Source organism: Mycolicibacterium canariasense, from assembly GCF_002101555.1.
GTDB classification, from domain to species: Bacteria; Actinomycetota; Actinomycetes; order Mycobacteriales; family Mycobacteriaceae; genus Mycobacterium; species Mycobacterium canariasense.
This window is the reverse complement of sequence record NZ_LQOL01000049.1, coordinates 33,305-56,297: the sequence shown is the minus strand read 5'-3', so window position 1 is coordinate 56,297 and position 22,993 is coordinate 33,305. Positions and strand designations below refer to the sequence as shown.

Sequence of the window (22,993 nt, the reverse complement as noted above, 5' to 3'; positions counted from 1 at the left end):
ATGTGGACCATGCTCACCATGCTGGTGGTGTTCTACGCCATCGTGATCGCCATTCTCTATGCGACCCAACAGAAGACATCGCCGACCTTCGACGAGTACGCCGTCGGTGGCCGCAGCTACGGACCGTGGTATGTCGCCATGAGCTACGTCAACTCATGGTGGCCCGGGTCGACCTTCATCGCCTTCTTCGGATTGGCCACCGGCGCCGGGGTGTTCGGCCTCTACGGCCTGGCGTACTCCAGCCTGGGTGTGGCGATGATGTACTTCATGGCCACCCGCGCGTGGCGCTGGGGTAAGAAGTACGACCTGCGGTCCCAACCCGACCTGCTGGGCAAGCGCTTCGACTCACCGGCGGTGCGCATCATCGCCAGCGTCATCGGCATCGTGTCCCTGTTCCCCTGGGTGGTCCTCGGAATGCAGGCCCTCGGAACGGTTTTCGAACTCGCCAGCGACGGCGCCTGGTCGGTCACCACGTGCCTGATCATCGGGCTGGCCGTGATCCTGATCCGGCAGTACTGGACCGTCCGGATGGGTATGCGCGGCCTGATCATGACCGACGCCTTTCAGGGCACCGTGGCCTACGTGTTCTCGGCCCTGGTGTGCGTCGTTCTGCTCTCCGGTGTCGCCGGCGGTCCGATCAGCATTGCCAACCTCAACGATGTCGCCCACCAGTACCTGGTGCTGCCCGGTGACGGCGACAAGTACGGGCCGCTCTACATCTTCGCCCTGATCTTCACCGGCGTCATCGGATCACTTTGCTGGCCGACGAGTTTCCAGCGCATCTACACCGCCTCCAGCGTGCGGTCGGTGAAATCGGGCACCTTGTGCACGGTGCTGATCTCCGGTGTCTTCTACACCCTGCTGATGCTGGTGGGTATCGCCGCAACGGTCATGCCCGACGTCGCCGCGAGCCCGCAGGCCGGTTGGTTCACCATCATGAGCGACTACGGCGGCACCTGGCTGCTCGGCCTCGGTATCACCATCGTCTTCGCGGCCTCCATGGGCCACATCGACGGCAGCGTGCAGGTGTGCGGCCTGCAGATCGCCAACGACCTCGTCAACACGACCAAGCGGCCGCTGTCGGATAAGCGGCTGACCCAGGTCGCCAAGACCTCGATGCTGGTCTTCATGATCGCCGCGGGTGTCGTCGCCTACGCCACCTTCAACATGACCCGCCTGCAGCTGCTGGCCCAGATCTCCTATCAAGGCGTGATCCAGCTGGCGGTGCCGCTGTTCCTGGGCATCTTCTGGCGGGGCGGCAACAAGCAGGGCGCGGTCGCCGGAATGCTCTCGGGTTTCGTGGTCGCGATGGTCATGACCTGGATCTACCCTGACGACGTGCGGTGGCTGGGCAGCTTGACCGGCGGTATCGTCGGCTTGGTGGTCAACCTGGCGGTCTTCCTCGCCGCTGCCGCGCTGATCGGCACCGACGACGCCGACAAGGCCCGGGTCGACGAGATGTTCGAAGCCGCCAAGACCAAGATGCGCATCGCGGCGCCTACCGCGCCGGTATCGCTGGAGGACCAGGTGCACGAACTGGCAGAAGAGAGCCGATGACCTCAGGCCTCACCGACTCCGGGTTTCTCGCCGATTTCGCCGCGCTGTCGGCGATCGGCGCGACCGCGGCAGGCGGGGTGGACCGGGAAGCGGCCACCACGGCCGACGGGCAAGCCCGGGAGTGGTTGCGCGACTGGTTCATCGAACACGGGCTGGATTGCCGTGTCGACGCCGTCGGCAACATGTACGGCTGCGCCGAGATCGTCCCGGGCGCACCGTATGTCCTGCTCGGCTCTCATCTCGACAGTCAACCGACATCCGGTCGGTTCGACGGCGCCTACGGGGTACTGGCCGGAGCCTATGCCGCGGCCTCGGCCGCGAACCAGCCTGAGGGAGCCCGCTACAACGTCGCGGCGGTCAACTGGTTCAACGAGGAGGGCTCGCGCTTCTCGCCGAGCCTGATGGGCAGCGCGGTGTACACCGGCAAGCTGACCGCCGACGCCGTCCTCGACACCGTCGGAAAGGACGGCGTCACGGTACGGGAAGCGTTGGACGCCATCGGTTTCCACGGCAGTGATGCCCCGCCGCAGGCCGGCGCCTTCGCCGAGATCCACATCGAACAGGGCCGCACGCTGATCGACCAAGGCCTCGATATCGGGGTGGTGACCGGCAACTGGGCGGCCTACAAGTACGCCATCACCGTGCACGGCGAACAGTCCCACACCGGCGCGACGCATATGCGCTACCGGCGTGACGCGCTGGTGGGTGCCAGCCAGGTGGTGCTCGCGGTCCGAGCCGTCGCCGACGAGTTCGGCCCCGACACGGTGCTCGGCTCGGTCGGCAGCTTCACCGTCGAGCCCAATTCTCCCGTGGTGGTGCCGGCGCGGGTCCGGCTCGCGGCGGATCTGCGCGCTCTCGACGGCGGAACCGTCGAAGCTGCGCACCAGTCGTTCCTGCAACGGGTTTCGGCGATCACCGAGGCCGGTGAGGTTCGGGTCGATATCGAATCGGCGACCCTGCGACCCTCCACCGGCTATCAGCAGGCCGGTATCGCCCTGGCCGGTGGCGTCGCCGACGATCTCGGACTGCGGTGGCGGACGCTCCCGACGATGGCCGGGCACGATTCGGTGAACCTCAAGTCGCTGGTGCCGACGGTCATGCTGTTCGTGCCCAGTGTCGACGGCGTGTCCCACAACGAGAACGAGTACAGCACCGATGCCCACCTGCTGGCCGGCCTGCGTATGCTGACGGCCACCGCGCAGAAGATGGTGACCGGAGCTCTCGAGGCGGCCGCACTCACATGAGCGATTCGATCCTGGACGCCCACGCCGATGCCCTCCGCGACGAGTACCGCAGCGGTGCAACGAGTCCGGTAGAGGTCCTGGAGTTGACGCTGGCGCGTGTCGAAGCCCGCAATCCGGCCGTCAACGCCATCGCCCACCTGGACACCCCGGGTGCGCACGCCGCGGCGCAGGCCTCGGCACGACGCTGGGCCGACGGCACGCCGCTGAGCCCGTTGGACGGTGTGCCCGTCACCATCAAGGACAGCGTCAACGCGATCGGGATGCCGTGGCGGCACGGCTGCGCCGCCAATGCGGACCTGCCCGACGCACGCGTCGACGCCCCGCCGGCTGCCCGGCTGAAAGAGGCCGGTGCCGTCATCCTCGGTAAGACCACCATGCCCGACTTCGGCATGATGGCCGCCGGTGTCAGCTCGTTGTACGGCATCACCCGCAACCCGTGGGACACGTCGCGCAGCACCGGTGGGTCCAGCTCCGGTGCCGGCGCCGCGCTGGCCGCCGGTATCGGGTTCGGTGCCGTCGGCAGTGATATCGCGGGGTCGGTCCGGCTGCCCGCCGGGCACTGCGGCCTGGTGGCTCTCAAACCCACCCAGGGCCGGATACCGCACACCGCGCCGTCGACCATGCGCTCCGCCGGACCGATGGGCCGCACCGTCGACGATGTGATGGACATGTTCGAGGTGCTGAGCCGGCCGGACACCCGTGACCTGTGGAGCCTGGCGCCCGAGACGTCTCCGGACTCACGGGAAGTGCTGTCGCCCAAAGGTCTCCGCATCGGTGTACTCACCGAGCTGGGGGCCGGCTTCGGCGCCGACGATCAGGTGCTGTCGGTGGTCGAGGATGCGGCGGCGATATTGCGCGACGCCGGCGCCGACGTGTCGGCGATGCCACCGGTGTTCTCCGATGACCCTTACCCGGCCCTGGACCGGCTGTTCCAGGTGCGCGCGGCGACCGAGCTCGAGTCGATCCGTGCCGATCTACAGCCCCTGGTGCATCAGGCGATCCGGCAGTGGTGCGCTCCCGCCGCCGGATACCGCGCAACCGACTTCGCCCGCGACGGTGAGGCGGTCGCCCGCTCGGCCGAGCGGATGCGGGTCGCCTGCGCGTCGTTCGACTACGTCATAGCACCGGTCCTACCGGTGGTGGGATTCGCCGCCGAGGACTGCGGTCTGGACCCGGCATATCCGCTGGCGCACTGCGGTTTCACCGCGTGGTTCAACCAGACCGCGCAGCCGGCCAGCGCGCTGTGCTTCGGTATGAGCACCGGTATGCCGGTCGGCATCCAGGTGATCGGCCCGCGTTTCGCCGACCGCGAGGTGTTGCGACTGACGAAATGGCTCGAACAGAACCGTCCCGTCACCATCGCCTGGCCTGCGCCTGTTGCGGCCGTTTCCACCGGAGGAGGCAACTGACATGAGCGCCACCGCACCGCCGATAGCGCGGCCGTTGCGGGCCATGGGCCTGTTCACCGGCGCCGTCACGGCCGATCCCACCCCCACGATGGCCAGCCCGAGTTGGTGGGGTGCCGACTCCGAATGTTTCGACGTGCGCGGCACCGACGAGTCCGGCTCGGTGTCAAGCGCTTTCGTGAAGTCGATGATCGGCCACGCGGGAGCCTATATCGACATACCGCACGCATTCGCCGCCGCAGCAGAGGCCGGACAGCGCGGCGTCGGTCCCGCGGTGTACGCGGCCGACCCCACTGCCGGAATCCTGGTCCTGGAGAACCTGGTCGACAGCTCCTCGACGGCGACCCTGGATGTCTTCGACGACGATGCCCGGCTGGAACAGCTGATCGCGCTGCGGGCGCAGGTACGCGAATTCGGCGCGATAACCCGCACGGCCACGGTGTTCGACGATATCCGTACCTTGACCGAACTGGCCACGACCAATCGGGTGACCCTGCCGGCCGACTTCGACTGGATGCTGCGCATGCTGGATCCGGCCGAGAAGCGGATAGCGGCAGCCGGTTTCGATCTGGTGGCATGCCACGGTGACGGCAACGTGTCCAACGTATTGCTTGCCGACGACGGCCGGATGCTGCTGGTGGATTGGGATGTCGCGGCGCTGATGGACCCGCTGCAGGATATCGGCGTTCTGCTGGCGGAGGTCCGTCCGTTCGACTCGACGGCGCGTGAGGCGTTCACCGCGGCCTGGGGGAGCTTCGATCAAGCGTTGTTCGATCGTGCACGGGTCTACGGTGTAGCCGACTGTGTCCGTTGGGGACTGATCGGGGCCTACGCGGACCACGCACGACCGGGCACCCTCGAATACTCGAAGCTCTCCGACTGGCAGTTCCTGCGGGCACGGGCCGGCCTCGGTGAGAGCGCCTTCTACGATCGGGTGAACAACTTATGACCGCCGCACCGACCACACGCGACACCACCGGTAACCGACTGCTCGGCAGCGCGCGCAACGACGTCGAACGGCGCGTGGAAGCCGCGTTGGCGGCGATCGAGATCTGGCGTGGCAAGCACGTCGAGTACGCCCCGGTGCTCGGTGGCCTGCAGAACAGCAACTGGCGCATCACCGTCGCAGGCAGCGACACCCGTTACTTCCTCAAGATCCCCGGCGACGGCAGCGACACGTTCATCGACCGGGTCCTGGCCAACGAAGCCGCGCGACGGGCCGGTGAAAAAGGGATCGGCGCGCAGCTGGTGTATTTCGATGTCGACACCGGTGTCGAGGTGATCGAGTTCCTGGAAGGCTATCGTGCCTGCACCAACGGCGATTTCAAGGATGTCGCCGTCGCCCACCAGATCATCGACATCTACCGGGTGCTGCACGACGGCGGGCTGCTCAGCGTCACCAAGACGATGTTCGACATGATCGACGAGCACCTGGCTCAGGCCGGTGAGCTCGATGTGCGGCTGCCCGCGGATGCCGAGCTGATTCTCGGCGAGTACCAGGTGGCCAAGTCGGCGCTCCTTGCCTCCGGGCTGGATCTTGTTGCCTGTCACAACGACCCGATGCCGGGGAACTTCCTCGTCGCCGACGACAGGCCGATGAAGCTCGTGGACTACGAGTTCGCCTCGAACAACGAGCGCGCCTACGAGCTGGCGTTGCTGACCACCGAGATGTTCTATACCGAGGAACGAATCATCGAACTCGTCGAGGACTTCTACGGCCGCAGCGATTTCGGCCTGCTCGCGCGGGTGCAGGTCTGCGGGGCGCTGGCCGACACCAAATGGGGTCTCTGGGCATGCGTCAACCAAAAGCTGAGTTCGGCATGGGATTTCGACTATCACAAGTACGGCTGCTGGAAACTGATGCGGGCCCGGTTGAAGATGGCGGACCCGCGTTGGCCGTTCTGGCTCAAGTCGCTCTAGACGGCCGGCCTGGTGTCGGCCCACGGCCGGGCCGCCTCGTAGTTGGCCGCGGCACGCAGGACGGCGGCATCGGCGCGGTGTGCTCCGGCGATCTGCAGCCCGACGGGCCGGCCGTCGGCGGTGAATCCCGCGGGCACGGTGATGGCGGGTGTGGTGGTCATGTTGTACGGGTAGGTGAGCAGCCAGCCGAGGAGCTGGCGTTGCAGCGACTGCCCGTCGAGCCACTGCGGGGCGAAGCGCTCCAGCGCAAATGTGGGGGTCGCCAGCGTCGGGCTGACCAGAATGTCATAGGTCCGCATGAATTCGCTGAAGGTGTCCCACATCCGGCCGCGGAATGCCTCCGCCCGGCCGATCTCCACAGCGGTGAGAGTCTCGGCCTGCTCGAAGATCTCGATCAGGTTGTCGTCCACCTGCCCCTGCTGGGATCTCCAGTCCAGGACGTCGTATTCGCACGAATACCCGGGAACCCACAGTCCCTTCCACATGGCCTCCTCCGGATCGCCCCATGCCGGGGTGGCCTCTTCGACGGTGGCGCCCAGAGATTCGAAGGCCCGCACCGCTTCCGCACACACCGCCACCACTTCCGGGTCGACGTGGCCCAGGCCGAGATCGGGCGACCAGGCAACCCGCCACCCCGTGACGTCACCGGACGTGGCTGCCGCATAGTCGATTCCGTCGGCGGGCACACTGTTCGGGTCGGAGTCCGACGGCCCCGCCATCACCGAGAACATCAACGCGGCATCGGCGACCGTGCGGGTAATCGGTCCGTGGAAGATGTGGGTGTAGTGCCGGCCGTCCAGCAGTGTGTGCGGGATGCGGCCCAGCGACGGTTTGAAGCCCACCACGCCGCACATCGCCGCCGGTATGCGCACCGATCCGGCACCGTCGGCACCTTCGGCCAGCGGCCCCAGGCCCGCCGCGACGGCCGCGGCCGCACCGCCACTGGATCCACCCGCGGTGTGTCCGTGCTTCCACGGGTTGTGCGTGGGGCCGTAGAGGTGACTGTCGGTGCCGCCGTAGTAACCGAACTCCGGGGCATTGGTCTTGCCCAAGAACAGCCCGCCGGCCTCCTTCAACCGTGTCACCACGGTGGCATCGTGACTGCCCACCTGCCCCGCCAGTGGTTTGAGCGAGGAGTCGAACGGCAGTCCCGCCATGGTGGTCAGGCCCTTGATGGAGAACGGGACGCCGTGCAGGGGCCCGCGCGGCGTGCCGTCGGCCAGCTCCTCCTGCAGTGTCGCGGCGTCGGCCAGTACCTGGTCACGGTCGAAGTGGATGTAGGCGTTCAGGCCGGGGTTCACCGACTCGATGCGGTCGGCGAACGCGGTCGCGATCTCGGTGGCCGTGATCGAGCCGGTACGGACGGCGTCGGCGAGTTCGGTCGCGGGGGTCCAGCACAATTCGTCATCGGGCATGCTGACAGCGTAGGGCGTGGACCGCCCATTCGCAGCACGAAAGATAGTGTCCGGCAATCGATTACGTTGTGCTTGCCGGGTCGTCGGGCTGCGCGCACACCCGCCCGTCGCAGGGCGGCGGTCCCCGTCTTCTACCCGCAGGCAGCGTGAGGCCCACCCCGGTGCAGCAGGGATCTTGGTTCCGCATGCCACACTTTGGCCATGCTCCGGCGACGAATCTTCGACGACCCACCGGTCGAACTGACATCCGCGCAGGAACTCTCCGCCCGGTACGCCGCCCAGCGTGCCGCGCGGGAGGCGCGGCGGTCGCTGCGGACCGCCCGTGGGCAGTACCGGCGCTACCGGGCTGGCGCCGGGACGGTCTACCTGGACTGGCCGCGGTGGCACGCCGAGTACGTCGCCGAGTACCGCGGCGATGGTGGCCCCTCGGGAAGCGGTTCCGATATCGGCACCACCGTGCCGGGTGACGCCATCTGAGACGTCCGTCACGTCTGCGTTTACCTAGCCCACCAAAACGGTATTCACGTTCCTGTTCAGCGTGTTTGGAGACAACCCGCTTGGAGAGGAACGATCGATGAGGATCAAGAACGTGTGCGCCGGTGCCGTCGTGGCTGCCGCCCTGTTCGCCGGGCCCGTCGTGCTGGCCGGCACTGCCAGCGCCGAGCCCGTCCCGCCGCCCCCGGTCCCGCCGGCCGGCCCCACCGTCGCCTCGCCGCCGGCGTGGGCACCGCCCAAGCCCGTCGATCCCGTCTGGGCCAACGGCAACCCGCAGGTGTGGGATGCCGGCTGGAACCACTGGGGTGTCTGGGTCAACGGCACCTTCATCCCCACCTTCTGACCACCTCCCGCGAGAAAAGCCCGGGCCGCCGACGCCCCGGGCTTTTCTTATGCCGTCAGGCGGGCAGCCGTCGGTTGCGCGTCAGCGACGTCACCGCCGACGCCACCGTCACCAGCACGGCCAGCCGCAGCCAGCCGGCGCTGGCGTCCCCGGGCACCGTTTGATACCCGATCTGCTGCTGCAGCGTGTCGTAGACCCCGTTGAGCTGGTCGAGGTTCGACGCGTGGAACATCTGCCCGTCGGTCAGTTCGGCGATCTTCTTGAGGGTGGCATCGTCGACCGGCACCGGCTGACGGATGCCGTTGAGCTCGACATAGCCGTCCGGGGTGCCGAACGAGATCGTCGAGATCGGCACCCCCTGGTCGCGGGCCGCCCGGGCCGCGGTGAACGCACCCCGCGGCTCATCGGGATCCGAGGGCACCGTCTCCTTGCCGTCGGACTCCAGCACGATGCGTGCCGGCGGTGGGCCGTCCCCACCGCCGATGACCGCATCGGCGGTCGAGATCACCTGCAGTGCGGTGAAGATCGCCTCGCCGGTGGCGGTGCGTTCCTCCGGCTTGAGACCGTCGATGGCGTTGCGCATCTTGGCGCGGTCGGTGGTCGGCGCCACCAGCACCGTCGCCGAACCGCCGTAGGCGATCAAGCCGAGATTGATGCCCGGGGTCAGTCCATCGGCGAACTTCTTACCGGCCGCCTGCGCGGCAGCCAGCCGGTTGGGCGCCACGTCGGTGGCACGCATCGACTCCGACACGTCGATCACCAGCATCACCACCGCCCGATCCCGGGGGATCCGCACATCGTGGGTGGGCCCGGCCAGCGCGCAGGTCAACAACAGCAGGGCGGCCACCAACAGCACCGCCGACACATGCCGCCACCGGTCCGGGCGTACCCGCGCCACCTGCTCCAGGATGTGCAGGTTCGCAAAGCGCAACACCCTGGTTCGCCGCCGGCGCAGCATCACCACGTACAGCACCGCCACCGCCGCGGCGACCAGTGCGAACAGGAAGAACCAGGCGTGGGCGAAACCCGCCAGCGTGATCGGGCCCAGGAATGGCAGCGTCATCGCTGCGCCAGGCTAGGGCGGTGGGCTGACGGTTGACTCCGGGGCGAGTGTCAACCGGCTGTGACCTCAATTCACGCAGGGCGTGCGGTCCCCGCTGACCGGCAGGCCATGGTCGGGGGTCGGGTCGTTGTCGGTGCCGTCCTCGGTGCCGAACCACGGCGAGTGCGACGCCGTGGTGGTGGTCGTGGACGTCGTCGAGGTGGTGCTGCTGCTGGAAGTTTCGGACTCCGACGCCGTCAGCTTGGCCGGCACCAGGTAGCCGTTGCCGATCACCACGCGGACCTGGCCGGCGGGCAGGTCCGTGCCGGGTACGGTGACCACGTCGCCGAGCAGCCCCGACAGCCGCTGGGCCACATCCCCGGCGCCGGCCCCGTAGCTGATGGTGGTCAGGGACGGCTTGTCCTCGAGCTGCACATCGGGCTTCTCCACCTGGAATCCGCGCTTCTGGAGCGCGCTCGCCACCGTGGACGCCGTCCAGTTGCTGTCGGCGTTGACCACCTGCACCGGGTTGGTCGGGACGTCCCCAGTGGTGGTGACCGGGTTGCCGTCGGAAAACGCTTCGCGCACCTGGGTTTTGATCGCGTCGGGATCGATGATGTTGACGTCCTGGCCGTTTCGGGTGTCATAGCGCAGCACCGGCAGCGTCTTGTAGACGACATCGGAGCCGCTGATCGCGCCCAGTCTGCGGAACAGGTCGGAGTCCCAGCCGCTGGACAACACGATGTCCTTGTGCGCGATGGCCATCAACTCGTTGAGCTTGCCGATATCGGTGAAGGCGCCGGAATCCTGCAGCTGGCGCATCACCGCGACCAGGAACGCCTGCTGGCGGTGGGTCCGGTCCAGGTCCCCGTTCTCCAGGCCGTGCCGCTGCCGGACGAAGGCCAGGGCCTGGGCGGCGTTCAGGGTCTGATGGCCTGCGGGGAAGTCGGCACCCGAATACTCGTCGTGCACAGCATGATTGAGGCACACCTGGATACCGTCCAAGCTGGAGGCCAGATCGTAGAAGCCGGCCAGGTTGATCTCGGCAAAGTAATCGATGGGCACGCCGACCAGGTTGCGCACCGCGCCCAGGGTGGCGGCCCGGCCCGCCTCGCGGCCCGCCATCTCCAACTGTTCGCGGTCGTCGACACCCTGTTCGGCCAGGTGCTGCTCGGTGTAGAACTTCGTCAGCCCGTACGCCTCTTTGATTTTGATGTTGGTGTAGCCGGGCAGGCGGTGGAATTCGACGTAATCGTCTCGCGGGATCGAGAACGCGGTGACCTTGTTGCCGGCGTCGATGTGCACCAGGATCAGCGTGTTGGTGTTGTAGCCGCCGGTCTCGGAGTCGCCGGCGTGCAACTGGTCCAGCACCTCTTGCGGTAGATCGTTGCCGTGCTGATCTTTCCGCGAGTCCAGGCCGATGAGCAGAATGGTGATCGGCCCGCCGTTGGTGTGAGCGGTATCGGCCAGCGCATGCGAGACGGTGAATCCGGTCAGCACGCCGCGCGTGGTCCACCATGCCGCCCCGGACACCGCCACCAGCACGGTGGAAATCACGGCAAGGACGACGCGGGCCCAGCGGAGCCGGCGCCGAGGCGGTTCGGGCATTCGGTGCCGGGCGGCGTCGGGCATATCAGGCGAAGTGTACGACCGAGGCCGCTCCCGCGATAACGCAATAGACGGCGAACGGCAGCAGGGTTCGGTGCTGGAAATAGCGTGTCAGAAAGCGCACCGACAGGTACGCCGTGGCCGCCGCGACGGCCGACCCGGCCAACACCTGACCGCCGATGCCATGCCCGGCTGGGCCGGCCAACTCGGGCAGCTTCAGCACGCCGGCGGCCAAGATTATCGGCGTGGCCAGCAGAAACGCGAACTTCGCGGCATCCTCGTGGTCCAACCCCCGCAGCAGTCCACCGACGATGGTGACGCCCGACCGGCTGATCCCGGCCAGCAGGGCCAGGCTTTGCGCCAGGCCGATCCCGGTGGCCTCCACCGCCCGCAACTCATCGATGGTGCGGGTACCCCCGCGCCGACGCTGCAGCACCTCGCCTATGGCAAGAATCACACCGTTGAGGGTGAGGAACACGGCGGCCACCAGCGGGGTGGCGAACAGCGTGCGCAGGGGATGCTCGAAGGCCAGCCCCAGCAGACCGGTCGGCACCGTGGCCAGCACCAGCAACCAACCCAACCGCTGCGCGGACGTGTCGATCCGGCGGGTGCGCACCGACGTGACCAGCGCGCCCACGATCCGCACCCAGTCCCGCCGGTAGAACACCAGCAGGGCCAGCGCGGTGGCCACGTGCAGCCCCACCACGAACGCCAGGTAAGGGGTGTGGCCGTTCGAATTTCCCTGGGTGACAAGGTCGCGCCACGACCCGCCGAGCCATGCCGGGACGAGCACCGAGTGCCCGAGGCTGGAGATGGGGAACAGTTCGGTGACACCCTGTAGGGCGCCGATGACGACGGCTTGGAGATAGCTGAGCATCGATGCCTATTCGGTTGTGCGGCGGTGGAATCGGTCCCGCAGCTGTGGATCGGCCTCCCACCACAGCGCCGGGGCGGCGGCCTCGGGCTCGGCGTCCAGTTCGGCGTCGATCACCGCGGCCTGTTTCTTTTCGTCGGAGGACATCGCGCGCATGAGCACCAGGAGGAACGGCACGCCCAGCACATCCCCGAGGATCCACAGGATGCCGGCGCCGACCGATTGGTCCACCCGCGGGCTCGGCCCCCAGGTGCGGTTGACGGCCAGGTAGTAGTCGGTGGCGATCAGCGGGCCCAGCCACAACACGATGCCGAGCAGCCCGTCGCCCAGTGTCTCGGCGATGCTGATCACCATCGACAGCACCTGCGGGTAGCGACGCGGCACGGGGTCGGCCTGGATGCGCGCATAGAAGTAGCCGAAACCGATGAGCACCAGAACGATTCGGGTCAGTGCGCCGAGTGTCGCGTTCTCCAGCGATGCGACATACCAGGGGGTCAGGTACAGCAGCCAGGGGGTGGCCAGCATCAGCACCGAGGTGGTGGCCGGGTGGGTGAGGGCCCGCGCGGTGCGCCCGGCGAGCACCCGGTCGACGGCGGCGGCACCGCCGGCCTGGCGCAGTGCCGTCAGCGGGGTGCCCAGCGCGAGCAGCATCGGGACCACGAACAGCAGCAACAGCACCTGCAGCGCCCGCACCCAGAACAGCACCGGGGCGTACACCCCGATCATGCTCATGGTGGCCACCACCCAGAGCGCGATGCCGGCCCAGAACGCCGCCCGTCGCGCGGCGGGCATGAACGCACGGTGGCAGCACCATGCGTAGGCGCCGCCCGCCAGCAGGAGCGGCGCCGCCGAAGCCGCGTCGACCGTCCACGAGGTGAACACGGTGGACAGCGTCAGCGGAGCCACCGCCGGATACATGGCGGCCAGTATGCGGGTGCTCGCTGTGCATCACCTGCGCGTTGCCGGGCAGTACGATGACTGCCCGATATGAGGTGGACCTGGTGACGACCGAACCCGCTGCGCCCGACTTCCGGCAGCGACTGCTCACGGCCTTCGAGGAGTCGATCGCCGAAACCGGTTATGCCAAGACGACGATCGCCGACATCGTGCGGCGGGCCCGCACTTCCCGGCGCACCTTCTACGAGCACTTCGCCAGTAAGGAGGAGTGTTTCGTCGGGCTGCTCAGCGAGGCCAATGCCGAGCAGGTGCGCCAGATCGCCGCGGCGGTCGACCCGGCGGCGCCGTGGCAGCGGCAGGCCCGCCAAGCCATCGAGGCGTGGATCGCCTCGGCCGAGGCCCGGCCCGACCTGACGTTGAGCTGGATCCGCGACGGCCCCTCACTGGGCGCCGCCGGGCGCCAACTCACCCGGGACGCCATGGAGCAGTTCGTCGGCATGGTGCACGGCCTGGTCGACAGCGAGATGTTCCGGGCCGCCGGCATCGGTCCCATCTCGCGGCAGCGGCTGATCATGCTCTTGGGCGGGCTTCGTGAGCTCACCGCGGTCACCGTGGAGAACGGCGGTGCGATGAGCGATTTCACCGAGGAGGCGGTGGCCGCCACCATCGCGCTCATCACGCCGGCGTCGTAAACTCCCGCTTGTGGGCCGCGGTACATCAGCGTACCGTGTTCGGTACATCGCAGTACCGACATGATGGATGTGAGCATCGTGAGCAGATCCCCGCGGAGAACCATCAGCGGCCGCACCGCCGTCATCAGCGGCGCCGCCTCCGGCATCGGACGCGCACTGGCGCAGCGCCTTTCGGCGCACGGCTGCCCGGTGGCGATCTCCGATATCGACGAGGCCGGGCTCAAGGAGACCGACGCCGCGCTGCCCGGCCCGGTGCTGAGCAGGGTGCTCGATGTCGCCGACGCGCAGGCGCAGCGCGATTTCGCCGCCGAGGTCGCCGACTGGGCGCCGGTGCCGATCGCCGCGGTGTTCAACATCGCCGGTGTGGCGGTGGCCTCCAGCGTGCTCGACGCCGACCCCGACGACGACAACTGGTTGTGGAACATCAACTTCCACGGTGTCGTCAACGGCACCCGGGCGTTCCTGCCCATCCTGGTCCGGCAGGATTCCGGCGTCGTCGTCAACACCTCCAGCGTGTTCGGCCTGGCCGGCATGCCGAACCAGAGTGCCTACTGCGCAGCCAAATTCGCGGTGCGCGGCTTCACCGATGCGTTACGTCAGGAACTGCGCGGCACCGGGGTATCTGCGGTCAACGTGCACCCGGGCGGCATCAACACCAACATCGTGCGCAACGCCCGCTTCCGAAAGGATCCCGACGGCCGCGGCCGCACGCACGATCAGATGGTGGCCGAGTTCGCCGCGCTCACCATGACCGAACCGGACAAGGCGGCCGCGATCATCCACCGCGGCGTGGAGGCCGGCAAGGCCCGGGTGCTGGTGGGCCCGGACGCGTACGTGTTCGACGCGCTCACCCGGATCACCCCGACGCACTACTACGACGTGATGGGCCGCATCGAGTCGGTGCTGCGCCGCCGCGCTCGCCGGTGAGCCGTCGGGCTGCCAAAGGGCGCCGTTTGTCACCTTGAGGTGCCGAGCTAGTGCTGCGGTACGTTGAAATGATGGTCCGGCCAGCTCAAACGGCGCGCAGCGAACGCACCCGCGAAGCGCTCCGGCAGGCCGCCCTGGTCCGCTTCCTGGCGCAAGGCGTCGAGGACACCTCGGCCGAGCAGATTGCCGCCGATGCCGGCGTGTCACTGCGGACCTTCTATCGACACTTCTCGTCCAAGCATGATCTGCTGTTCGTCGACTACGACGCCGGCCTGGAATGGTTCCGAGCAGCCCTTGCCGAACGATCCTCGGGCGAGTCGATCGTGGAGTCGGTGCACTCGGCGATCCTGGCCTCGCCGTACGACGTGGAGGCGGTGGCCAAGATCGCCGAGCTGCGTGCCGAGGAATTGGAACCGGGCCGGATCGTGCGCCACATCCGGCAGGTCGAGGCCGATTTCGCCGAGGTGGTCGAGGAGCATCTGCGCCGCGACCATCCGCCCCGGCCGGGAACCGATGACCAGCTGCGGGTGACGGTCGCGGCCCGGTGCATCGCGGCCGCGGTGTTCGGGGCCATGGAGGTGTGGATGCTGGGCGAGCGGTCGCTGCCCGAATTGGCACGGCTGTGCAAGACGGCGCTGAACTCGCTGGAAACGGGCATCCTGCCGACATAGTTTTGTCAATATTGACAAAACTTGCTCCGGCTGCGAGCCTCGATTGATGCCGGATTCCACGGATTTCGATGCCATCGTCATCGGTGCGGGCCACAACGGTCTGGCTGCCGCCGCGCTGTTGCAACGCGGCGGACTGCGCACGGTGTGCCTGGATGCCAAGCTCTACGCCGGCGGGATGGCTTCCACCGTCGAACTGTTCGACGGATACAAGTTCGAGATCGCCGGGTCGCTGCAGTTCCCGACCTCGGCGGTGGTCAGCGCCGAACTCGGGCTCGACGAGTTGGCCTGCGTCGACGTCGACGTGATGTCGGTGTCACTACGCGGGATCGGCGATGATCCGGTGGTCTATTACACCGACCCGATGCGGCTGCTGACCCACCTCAACGAGGTGCACGGCGCCGAAGCGGTCAACGGCATGGCCGGGCTGATGGCGTGGAGCCAAGCGCCCACCCGGGCGCTCGGCCGCTTCGACGCGGGCCGGCCACCGCGCACGCTCGATGAGATGTATGCCTGTGCCACAAACGAATTCGAGCGCTCCGCGATCAGCGACATGCTGTTCGGCTCGGTCACCGATGTGCTGAACCGCTATCTGCCGGACGGCGAGAAACACGGCGCGCTGCGCGGCATGTTGTCCTTTCTCGCCGTCAACACCACCTACCGCGGCCCCGCCACCCCGGGCAGCGCCGCGGCGCTGGCCTTCGGTCTCGCCGTGCCCGACGAGAACGCCGTGCTGATGAAGAAACTGCGCGGGGGTATCGGGGCGCTCACCGGCCACCTGCAGCGTCGGCTCACCGAGGCCGGCGGCGAACTGCGGCTGCGAGCCAAGGTCGACCAGATCCTGGTCGACCGCGGCCGCGTCACCGGGGTGCGGCTGGAGGACGGATCCACCGTCACCGCGCCGGTGGTGATCTCGGGTGTCGCCCCCGACCTCACCGTCAACGAACTGGTCGACCCCGCCGTCATGCCCGCCGATATCCGCGAACGCTTCGCCCGCATCGACCACCGCGGTAGCTACCTGCAGATGCATTTCGCGCTGGACGGCATCCCCACCTTCGCCGAGCCCTACGGCATTCTCAACGACCCCGAGATGCAGTCGGCCATCGGTCTTTTCAACACCCCTGAGGAACTGCAGCAGCAGTGGGAGGACAGCCGGCGCGGCATCGTGCCCGCCGACCCGGCGATCGCGATGCAGCTGCCGTCGGTGCACGACCCCGACCTCGCGCCACCGGGCAAGCATGCGGTGTCGGCGTTCTCGCTGTGGTTTCCCATCCAGGACGGCAGCGAGTCGACTTCGGCGTCCTACGGCGAACTCAAAGCCGAGATGGGGCGCCGCGTCATCGAGAAGCTCACCCGGATCGCACCGGATTTCGAGAAGCTCATCACCCGGCACACCACCTTCACGCCCAAGCACATGGGCACCATGTTCGGTGCGCCCGGCGGTGACTACTGCCACGGCCTCATCCATCCCGAACAGATGGGGCCCAACCGTCCCGGCCCGCGGGGTTACCTCGATCAGCCGATCCCGATCGAGGGACTCTATCTCGGTAGCGCGGGTTGCCACGGCGGGCCGGGCATCACCTTCATCCCGGGTTACAACGCCGCCATGGCGGTGTTGGGCTAACGGTTCTGTAGCTGCTCCATCCAGTCTCTGGGCACCCGCCCACGCGGGCCCGGCACCGGCTGATCGAGCGGATGGCTTTGCGGGGCAGCCAATTCCGGGCCGTCATAATAGGCGTTGGTGTCGTAGTTCCAGAACCAGTCCTCATCGGGCTCGAAGCTGCGGATGATCGGGTGGCCGGTGGTGCGCCAATGCGCCTGCGCATGCCGCGCCAGGGAGTCGTCGCAGCAGCCGATGTGCCCGCACGTGGTGCACCGGCGCAGGTGCACCCACCAGCCCCCGGCCTCGTCACACTCCACACATCCGGTACCGCTGGGTGGCACGTTCGGGTCGACGGCGGGCGTAGCAGGGTCCATGAGTCGAGCTTACTGGTGGGGTCAGCCGTCAGACGGCCGAACGTGACCTCGCGTGCGAACTCGACGCGAAACGTCCATCACAAGGCGACGTTCGGCCGTCGACGCTAGGTGTGGTTGTTCTCCCGCCACGCCCGCTCGAAGGGCAACCGCCACGCGTTCGGCGCGATCAATTGGTGGATGGCGTTGGGGCCCCACGTGCCGGGCTGGTAGATCTTGGCCGGCGGCGGGTCCTCCAGGAGTTGCACCGAACGCTCCCACAGCGATTCGATGCCCTCGGCGGTGGTGAACAGGGTGTGGTCGCCGCGCATCGCGTCCAGGATCAGCCGCTCGTAGGCTTCCAGCACGTCGCCACCGGTGGCGATTTCCCGCGTGGAGAACTGCATGGACATCTTGTCCAGCTTCATTCCCGGGCCGGGACGCTTGCCGTAGAACGACAGTGACACCTTCGAGTTGTCGGCCAGGTCGAAGGTCAGGTGGTCGGGCCCCTGCGCACCGACCCCGGACCCGGCCGGGAACATGGTGCGCGGTGCCTCCTTGAAGGCGATCGAGATGATCCGCATGCCCTCGGCCATCCGCTTGCCGGTGCGCAGGTAGATCGGCACACCGGCCCAGCGCCAATTGTCGATGCCGACCTTCATCGCGATGAACGTCTCCGTATCGGAATCCCTTGCCACCCCGTCGAGTTCGCGGTAGCCGACGAACTGGCCGCGCACCACGTCGGCGCACTTGATCGGCAGCATGGAGCGGAACACCTTGTTCTTCTCCTCGCTGATGGCCCGCGGCTCCAGCGCGGTCGGCGGTTCCATCACCACGAACGCCATCACCTGGAACAGGTGGGTGACCACCATGTCCTTGTAGGCGCCGGTGCTCTCGTAGAAATTGGCACGCTCGTCCAAGCCGAGCATCTCGGGGATGTCGATCTGGATGTGGTCGATGAAGTTGCGGTTCCAGATCGGCTCGAACAGCCCGTTGGCGAACCGGAACGCCAGGATGTTCTGCGCCGCTTCCTTGCCAAGGAAGTGATCGATGCGGAAAACCTGGCGTTCCTTGAAGGTCTCGTGCACGAAGTCGTTGAGCGCGACCGCGCTGGCGAAGTCGGTGCCGAACGGCTTTTCCATCACCACGCGGGAGCGATCCACCAGGTCGGCCTCCCGCAGCATGGTGATCACCGCGCGCGCGGCCTTCGGGGGTACCGAAAGATAATGCAGCCGTTGGGCATTACCGCCGAGTCGGGCCTCGGCCTCGGCCACCGCCGAAGCCAGTGCCGCCGGGCCGGCGCCCTGCGGCACATAGGTCACGATCTTGGCGAAGTTGGCCCATTGCTCGTCGGTCAGTTTGTGCGTGCCGAATCGCTCGATGGACTCCTTGGCCAGCGCGCGGAACTCGTCGTCGGTGAGGTCTTCCAGCGAGGTACCGACCACCTGGATGTGGGGTGCCAACTCCGACTGGTCCAGATACGCCATGCCGGGCAGCAGTTTGCGTTTGGCCAGGTCACCGGTCGCCCCGAACAGCACGATGACGTGGGGCTCGAGGGGATCGGTGTCTCGGCGATGCGGGCGAGCGCCCGGCGCTGGGTAGGCGATGGTCTGCGGGTTGTCTGGCTTGGAGGCGGCCACCCCGGTGATGTTTCCACCGGTAGGTGAACTCTGCACGACATCGAGGCGGTCAATTGCCGCTTGTGCGCCCCGCCCGGTGGTTACTGTCGGCCCATGGCAACCAGTGACTCCCGCGAAGTGGTCATCGAAGCGACACCGGAGGACATCCTCGCCGTGGTCGCCGACGTCGAGTCGACCCCGACATGGTCGCCGCAGTACCAGAAGGCCGAGGTCGTCGAGACCGACGACGAGGGCCGGCCCCGGATCGTGAAACAGACCGTCAAGACCGTCGGCATCACCGACGAGCTGACCGTCGAATACACCTGGGAGCCCGCCAAGGTCAGCTGGGTGCTGCTGAAAGCGAGCCAGCTGAAGGCACAACAGTGCAGTTACACGCTCACTCCGCAGGGCGACAAGACGAAAGTCCGGTTCGACATCACCGTCGAACTGGCCATTCCGCTGCCGGGGTTCCTGCTGAAGAAGGTGATGAAGGGCGCGCTCGACGTCGCGACCGACGGGTTGCGCAAACAGGTGCTGAAGGTCAAGAAAGGCTGACGAGCAGCATTTTGCATACCGTTTGATTCGACCGTCGACAACCGGCCCGTGGTGAACTGCGTCGAAACGTGATCGTCACCGTCGCTAACAAGCCCGCAATGCAGAACGGTATACCGTTTGCCGTGTGAGTCTTCCGATCCGCATCACGCGATGACGCGTCATACCCGGTACGCCGGTGCCGGCAGAGCAGGTGCGGCTGACGCCACGACGCCCTCTTCACGCGGCCTTCACGCAGATGTGCCCGCAGCCGAGGGCTGAAGCAGCCGCGAGGGTGCCATGACAGCGCTTGCCGTTCCGCGCCGCCGCCTCTCGCCGTTGCAGCTCGAACTGCACGGACGGTTCAACCACGCGATGGTGGCGCTCCTGGCAGTGGTCACCGTGCTGGTCCTGGTGGCGCCGTGGATCGCGCCGTATGACCCGGTGCAGCCGGTCGGCGGACTGAACCTGCCGCCGCTCAGCCCGGGCCATCTCCTGGGCACCGACGGGGTCGGGCGGGATGCGCTCAGCCGCACCCTGTTCGGTATTCGCACCAGTTGGCTGTCGGCGCTGCTCGTGGTGATCATCGGCCTGCTCGTCGGCGGAGCCGTCGGACTGGTCGCCGGGGCGACGGGGCGCTGGGTGGACGGGATCCTGATGCGGGTGACGGACCTGTTCCTCTCGCTGCCGGGAACGTTGGTCGCAATCGCCATCGTGGCCGCGCGCGGTCCCGGCTTGGCGAACACCCTGATCGCCATCTCGATCGTCTGGTGGCCGTATTACGCACGGGTGGTCCGCGGTGAGGTACGTGCCCTGGCGGTGCGTCCGCACGTCGAGGCGGCCAGACTGGCCGGTGCCGGACGGATCCGGGTGCTGCTGCGCCACCTGTTGCCCGGTGTGCTGCCGACCTCGGTGGTGGCGGCAAGTCTGGACATCGGCAACGCCGTGCTGTTGCTGGCGGGCCTGTCCTTCCTGGGGCTGGGCCAGCGTGAACCGGCACCGGAACTCGGCTCGGACACCGCGGCGGCCTTACCCCAGCTGCTCGGCGAATGGTGGGTACCGGTGATCCCGGCGGCCACCGCCCTGCTGCTCAGCCTGGCGGCCAACCTGGGTGGCGACGCGCTGGGCAAGATCCTCGGCGAGAAGTCATGATCCGCTTCGTCATTCGCCGCTTCTGCTGGGCCGTGCTGCTACTGGCGGTGCTGTCCGGGGCGGTGTTCGTGCTGCAGAAGATGAGCCCGGGCGACGGCGTCAAGGCCTATCTCGGCGGCAACGCCTCCCCGGACGCCGTCGCCGCCGCCCGGCACCGGCTGGGACTGGACCGGCCGATGCTCCAGCAGTACCTCGACTATGTGTGGCGGGCCCTGCACGGCGACTTCGGCACCTCGATGCGCAGCCGCGACGCGGTGTCGGCCGATCTGCTCACCTTCGCACCCGCCACCGCCGAACTCGTCCTGTGCGCCTTTGTGATCGCAGTGGCGCTGGCGCTGGTGTTCGCGCTCTCCGGTGCCGTCCGGATCCCGGGTACGGCGTGGTATCGCGGCGCGCTGTTGGTCGGCGGGTGTGCACCGCCGTTCCTGGTCGCGATGGTCGCCCTGATCGTGTTCTACCGCAACCTGGACTGGCTGCCCGGTGGCGGCCGCGGGCAGTCCGACGGGCCCACCAACATCGTTCTGCTGGACAGCATTCTGGCAGCCGACCCGGACCAGTGGTGGTCGGGTGTTCAGCACCTGATCCTGCCGGCCGCGACCCTGGCGATCGCGCCCGCGCTGGCCATGGGCCGGGTCCTGCGGACCAGTCTGGAGTCGACCATGAAGGCCGACTACATCCGCAGCGCGCAGATGAAGGGCCTGCGCCCGGCTTCGCTGCTGGTGCGGTACGTGCTGCGTAACGCCGTCAACCCGGCGCTGTCGATGGCCGGCCTGCAACTGGGCTTCATGTTCGCCGGTGTCGTTGTGGTGGAACAGATCTTCAACTGGGCCGGGATCGGCAACTACCTGGCCGCCAGTATCCCGGTCGACGACTTCCCGGCCATCGCCGGGGTCACCCTGCTGCTGGGCGCCATCTACATCGTCGCCAACGCCGTCGTCGACATCCTCCAAGCCATGGCTGACCCCCGAATCGCCCTGTGATGCGCGCCCGGAGAATGCCAAAGATCTTCGAAATCAAGGAGAATCGCGTGATATCGCTGACATCGGGCGGCGTGCGCGCCGTCGCCGCCGCGCTCTGTGCGGTCTCGGTGCTCGTCGCGGGCACCGCCTGTGGCGGCAAGAACGCCTCCGGTGGGGGCTCGAAGGCGCCCACCGACGGCGTGTTGGTGCTCGGGCTCAACGGCGATATCGGGCAGCCGCCCGACCCGGACATCTACTACGCCAACAACGGTGTGGCGATCATCCAGAATGTGTACGAGGGCCTGGTCAAGTACAAGGACGGCGCCGACAGCCCGGAACTCGCGCCGGCGCTGGCCACCGCATGGACGGTGAACCCACAGAACACGGTCTTCACCTTCCAACTGCGTGACGGTGTCACCTTCCACGACGGCACACCCTTTGATGCCTCGGCGGTCAAGGCGTCGTTCGATCGGCGCACAGCCGTCAACGGTGGACCCGCCTACATGGTGGCCGGTGTGCAGAGCATCGCGACCCCGGATGCCCACACCGCCGTCGTCACGCTCAAAGAACCCAACTCGGCCTTCCTGGACTACCTCGCTTCACCATTCGGGCCGAAGATGGAATCACCTGCGGGACTGGTCAAGTACGCCGGATCCGACCACGGCCAGGACTATCTGAGCAAGCATGACCTGGGTACGGGTCCGTATGAGCTGAGCAAGGCCGAGACCGGCCGGCAGTACGAGCTCACCGCATACCCGGGCTACTGGGGCCAGAAGTCGCCCTTCACCACGGTGCGGTTGACGGTCTACAACGATGTCTCGGCGCTGCAGCTGGCCCTGGAGCAGGGTGATGTGGCCGGCGCGGTGAATGCGCTACCGTCGTCGAATCTCAAGCGCTACCAGTCGATGTCGTCGGTGAACAATTACTTCCTGCCGACGCTGGGAGCTGCCCTGCTGACGCTCAACCCGAGCAAGGACTTCTTCCGGAACCAGCCGGCGCGGATGGCCTTCCTGCAGATGATCGATCAGCAGAAACTGGTCGGCGAGGTGATGGGGGAGACCTCGGAGGTGGCGACCACCATGTACGGCAAGGGCATGATCCCCGGCGGTGCGGACCACCAGCGCGTCAGCTACGACCCGTCGGTCATGGCGGCGTACGCCAAGACACTGCCCGCGGGTACCGAGATGACGCTCGGGTATGCGACCGGCAACGAGAACGCCCAGAAGATGGCCAATCTCATTGTCGCGCAGCTACAGACGATGGGAGTCCAGGCCGCGGCGCAGGCCTATCCGACCGCGACGGTGTTCTCCTGGCCGAACGACCCGACCAAGGGTCCCGATGCCTTCGTCGACGGCAGCAATGGCCCCGACGGCGGCAACCCGTACATGTGGGGTCATGTGTTCTGGGACAAGTCCGGCGGCATCAATTACTTCCTCTGCGACAGCCCGGAAGTGGACGGCATGCTCGACGACGCCGTGAAGACCGGGGACATCGCTACCTACGTGAAGGCCGGCGATTCCTACGGCGCTACCGGGTGCTACCTGAACCTCGCCTACAACAAGGACTGGGTGGTGGCACAGAAGTGGCTGGGCAACGTGGAGAAGGCCCACAACATCGGGTCCTTCGAGCTCAACTTCAACCAGCTCACCATCAACGGTTCGCAGGGCTGACCCGAAAGCCAGTGGAGGAAT

Annotated in this window: 22 protein-coding genes; 15 read left to right on the top strand and 7 right to left on the bottom strand. The window is 67.4% G+C overall.

Annotation, left to right across the window (positions count from 1 at the left end):
• The 5 genes from AWB94_RS12735 to AWB94_RS12715 are packed head-to-tail and all read left to right on the top strand — an operon-like array spanning position 1 to position 6,127.
• Positions 1-1,557 (top strand): sodium:solute symporter family protein, encoded by a 1,557-nt coding sequence (locus AWB94_RS12735; protein WP_062655673.1) that lies wholly within the window; start codon positions 1-3, stop codon positions 1,555-1,557.
• A complete protein-coding gene (locus AWB94_RS12730; protein WP_062655672.1) occupies positions 1,554-2,801 on the top strand; it encodes a M20 family metallo-hydrolase in 1,248 nt (415 codons plus the stop codon). The genes AWB94_RS12735 and AWB94_RS12730 overlap by 4 nt, the downstream gene beginning before the upstream one ends.
• The gene (locus AWB94_RS12725) at positions 2,798-4,210 is read left to right on the top strand and encodes an amidase (RefSeq protein WP_062655671.1); all 1,413 of its coding nucleotides are present in this window, start codon (positions 2,798-2,800) and stop codon (positions 4,208-4,210) included. The genes AWB94_RS12730 and AWB94_RS12725 overlap by 4 nt, the downstream gene beginning before the upstream one ends.
• A gap of 1 nt (position 4,211) precedes the next feature.
• Positions 4,212-5,156, top strand: a complete 945-nt coding sequence (locus tag AWB94_RS12720; RefSeq protein ID WP_062655670.1) for a phosphotransferase — start codon at positions 4,212-4,214, stop codon at positions 5,154-5,156.
• Positions 5,153-6,127, top strand: a complete 975-nt coding sequence (locus tag AWB94_RS12715) for a choline kinase family protein (protein ID WP_062655669.1) — start codon at positions 5,153-5,155, stop codon at positions 6,125-6,127. The genes AWB94_RS12720 and AWB94_RS12715 overlap by 4 nt, the downstream gene beginning before the upstream one ends.
• On the opposite strand, the gene AWB94_RS12710 is transcribed toward AWB94_RS12715, so the two are convergent.
• Complete coding sequence (locus AWB94_RS12710) at positions 6,124-7,542, bottom strand: amidase (RefSeq protein ID WP_062655668.1); 1,419 nt, start codon at positions 7,540-7,542, stop codon at positions 6,124-6,126. The genes AWB94_RS12715 and AWB94_RS12710 overlap by 4 nt on opposite strands.
• Positions 7,543-7,743: 201 nt before the next feature.
• On the opposite strand from AWB94_RS12710, the gene AWB94_RS12705 reads away from it, so the two are divergent.
• Complete coding sequence (locus AWB94_RS12705) at positions 7,744-8,019, top strand: hypothetical protein (protein ID WP_062655667.1); 276 nt, start codon at positions 7,744-7,746, stop codon at positions 8,017-8,019.
• A gap of 97 nt (positions 8,020-8,116) precedes the next feature.
• Positions 8,117-8,380 (top strand): hypothetical protein, encoded by a 264-nt coding sequence (locus AWB94_RS12700; RefSeq protein WP_062655666.1) that lies wholly within the window; start codon positions 8,117-8,119, stop codon positions 8,378-8,380.
• Between the two features lie 55 nt (positions 8,381-8,435).
• Here AWB94_RS12700 and AWB94_RS12695 read toward each other — a convergent pair whose 3' ends face one another.
• The 4 genes from AWB94_RS12695 to AWB94_RS12680 form a co-directional block, all read right to left on the bottom strand.
• On the bottom strand, positions 8,436-9,443 hold the full coding sequence (locus tag AWB94_RS12695) for a VWA domain-containing protein (RefSeq protein WP_062655665.1): 1,008 nt from the start codon (positions 9,441-9,443) through the stop codon (positions 8,436-8,438).
• Between the two features lie 66 nt (positions 9,444-9,509).
• The gene (locus AWB94_RS12690; protein WP_062655664.1) at positions 9,510-11,054 is read right to left on the bottom strand and encodes an LCP family protein; all 1,545 of its coding nucleotides are present in this window, start codon (positions 11,052-11,054) and stop codon (positions 9,510-9,512) included.
• A 1-nt stretch (position 11,055) separates the two neighbouring features.
• Positions 11,056-11,907 carry an undecaprenyl-diphosphate phosphatase gene (locus AWB94_RS12685; RefSeq protein ID WP_062655663.1) on the bottom strand — a complete coding sequence of 284 codons (852 nt, stop codon included), beginning with the start codon at positions 11,905-11,907 and terminating at the stop codon, positions 11,056-11,058.
• 6 nt (positions 11,908-11,913) lie between these two features.
• Entirely contained in the window at positions 11,914-12,822 is a 909-nt protein-coding gene (locus AWB94_RS12680; RefSeq protein ID WP_062655662.1) for a cytochrome c oxidase assembly protein, read from the bottom strand.
• Between the two features lie 83 nt (positions 12,823-12,905).
• Between AWB94_RS12680 and AWB94_RS12675 the strand changes: the two genes are divergently transcribed.
• From AWB94_RS12675 to AWB94_RS12660, 4 genes are all read left to right on the top strand, one after another.
• The gene (locus AWB94_RS12675) at positions 12,906-13,493 is read left to right on the top strand and encodes a TetR/AcrR family transcriptional regulator (protein WP_234811727.1); all 588 of its coding nucleotides are present in this window, start codon (positions 12,906-12,908) and stop codon (positions 13,491-13,493) included.
• A gap of 78 nt (positions 13,494-13,571) precedes the next feature.
• Positions 13,572-14,420, top strand: a complete 849-nt coding sequence (locus AWB94_RS12670) for an SDR family NAD(P)-dependent oxidoreductase (protein ID WP_234811726.1) — start codon at positions 13,572-13,574, stop codon at positions 14,418-14,420.
• Between the two features lie 71 nt (positions 14,421-14,491).
• A complete protein-coding gene (locus AWB94_RS12665; protein ID WP_024450004.1) occupies positions 14,492-15,091 on the top strand; it encodes a TetR/AcrR family transcriptional regulator in 600 nt (199 codons plus the stop codon).
• 46 nt (positions 15,092-15,137) lie between these two features.
• Complete coding sequence (locus AWB94_RS12660; RefSeq protein WP_062655660.1) at positions 15,138-16,712, top strand: phytoene desaturase family protein; 1,575 nt, start codon at positions 15,138-15,140, stop codon at positions 16,710-16,712.
• On the opposite strand, the gene AWB94_RS12655 is transcribed toward AWB94_RS12660, so the two are convergent.
• Positions 16,709-17,065, bottom strand: coding sequence for a UBP-type zinc finger domain-containing protein (locus AWB94_RS12655; protein ID WP_062655659.1), 357 nt, complete (start codon positions 17,063-17,065; stop codon positions 16,709-16,711). The genes AWB94_RS12660 and AWB94_RS12655 overlap by 4 nt on opposite strands.
• Positions 17,066-17,169: 104 nt before the next feature.
• Positions 17,170-18,681 carry a glucose-6-phosphate dehydrogenase gene (gene zwf, locus AWB94_RS12650; RefSeq protein ID WP_062656113.1) on the bottom strand — a complete coding sequence of 504 codons (1,512 nt, stop codon included), beginning with the start codon at positions 18,679-18,681 and terminating at the stop codon, positions 17,170-17,172.
• Positions 18,682-18,774: 93 nt separating this feature from the next.
• Between zwf and AWB94_RS12645 the strand changes: the two genes are divergently transcribed.
• From AWB94_RS12645 to AWB94_RS12630, 4 genes are all read left to right on the top strand, one after another.
• A complete protein-coding gene (locus tag AWB94_RS12645) occupies positions 18,775-19,215 on the top strand; it encodes an SRPBCC family protein (protein ID WP_062655658.1) in 441 nt (146 codons plus the stop codon).
• A 276-nt stretch (positions 19,216-19,491) separates the two neighbouring features.
• Positions 19,492-20,343, top strand: coding sequence for an ABC transporter permease (locus AWB94_RS12640; protein ID WP_062655657.1), 852 nt, complete (start codon positions 19,492-19,494; stop codon positions 20,341-20,343).
• Positions 20,340-21,323, top strand: a complete 984-nt coding sequence (locus AWB94_RS12635; protein WP_062655656.1) for an ABC transporter permease — start codon at positions 20,340-20,342, stop codon at positions 21,321-21,323. The genes AWB94_RS12640 and AWB94_RS12635 overlap by 4 nt, the downstream gene beginning before the upstream one ends.
• A gap of 47 nt (positions 21,324-21,370) precedes the next feature.
• On the top strand, positions 21,371-22,972 hold the full coding sequence (locus AWB94_RS12630; RefSeq protein ID WP_201029512.1) for an ABC transporter substrate-binding protein: 1,602 nt from the start codon (positions 21,371-21,373) through the stop codon (positions 22,970-22,972).
• Positions 22,973-22,993: the final 21 nt, after the last annotated feature.

Excerpts from the sequence above, each read along its gene's own strand:
- AWB94_RS12645 (WP_062655658.1), top strand. The coding sequence starts at position 18,775 with ATGGCAACCAGTGACTCCCGCGAAGTGGTCATCGAAGCGACACCGGAG.
- AWB94_RS12665 (WP_024450004.1), top strand. The coding sequence starts at position 14,492 with ATGGTCCGGCCAGCTCAAACGGCGCGCAGCGAACGCACCCGCGAAGCG.
- AWB94_RS12710 (WP_062655668.1), bottom strand. The coding sequence starts at position 7,542 with ATGCCCGATGACGAATTGTGCTGGACCCCCGCGACCGAACTCGCCGAC.
- AWB94_RS12685 (WP_062655663.1), bottom strand. The coding sequence starts at position 11,907 with ATGCTCAGCTATCTCCAAGCCGTCGTCATCGGCGCCCTACAGGGTGTC.
- AWB94_RS12690 (WP_062655664.1), bottom strand. The coding sequence starts at position 11,054 with ATGCCCGACGCCGCCCGGCACCGAATGCCCGAACCGCCTCGGCGCCGG.
- AWB94_RS12735 (WP_062655673.1), top strand. The coding sequence starts at position 1 with ATGTGGACCATGCTCACCATGCTGGTGGTGTTCTACGCCATCGTGATC.
- AWB94_RS12725 (WP_062655671.1), top strand. The coding sequence starts at position 2,798 with ATGAGCGATTCGATCCTGGACGCCCACGCCGATGCCCTCCGCGACGAG.
- AWB94_RS12655 (WP_062655659.1), bottom strand. The coding sequence starts at position 17,065 with ATGGACCCTGCTACGCCCGCCGTCGACCCGAACGTGCCACCCAGCGGT.
- AWB94_RS12730 (WP_062655672.1), top strand. The coding sequence starts at position 1,554 with ATGACCTCAGGCCTCACCGACTCCGGGTTTCTCGCCGATTTCGCCGCG.
- AWB94_RS12695 (WP_062655665.1), bottom strand. The coding sequence starts at position 9,443 with ATGACGCTGCCATTCCTGGGCCCGATCACGCTGGCGGGTTTCGCCCAC.
- AWB94_RS12660 (WP_062655660.1), top strand. The coding sequence starts at position 15,138 with ATGCCGGATTCCACGGATTTCGATGCCATCGTCATCGGTGCGGGCCAC.
- AWB94_RS12640 (WP_062655657.1), top strand. The coding sequence starts at position 19,492 with ATGACAGCGCTTGCCGTTCCGCGCCGCCGCCTCTCGCCGTTGCAGCTC.
- AWB94_RS12680 (WP_062655662.1), bottom strand. The coding sequence starts at position 12,822 with ATGTATCCGGCGGTGGCTCCGCTGACGCTGTCCACCGTGTTCACCTCG.
- AWB94_RS12700 (WP_062655666.1), top strand. The coding sequence starts at position 8,117 with ATGAGGATCAAGAACGTGTGCGCCGGTGCCGTCGTGGCTGCCGCCCTG.
- AWB94_RS12720 (WP_062655670.1), top strand. The coding sequence starts at position 4,212 with ATGAGCGCCACCGCACCGCCGATAGCGCGGCCGTTGCGGGCCATGGGC.
- AWB94_RS12635 (WP_062655656.1), top strand. The coding sequence starts at position 20,340 with ATGATCCGCTTCGTCATTCGCCGCTTCTGCTGGGCCGTGCTGCTACTG.
- AWB94_RS12705 (WP_062655667.1), top strand. The coding sequence starts at position 7,744 with ATGCTCCGGCGACGAATCTTCGACGACCCACCGGTCGAACTGACATCC.
- AWB94_RS12715 (WP_062655669.1), top strand. The coding sequence starts at position 5,153 with ATGACCGCCGCACCGACCACACGCGACACCACCGGTAACCGACTGCTC.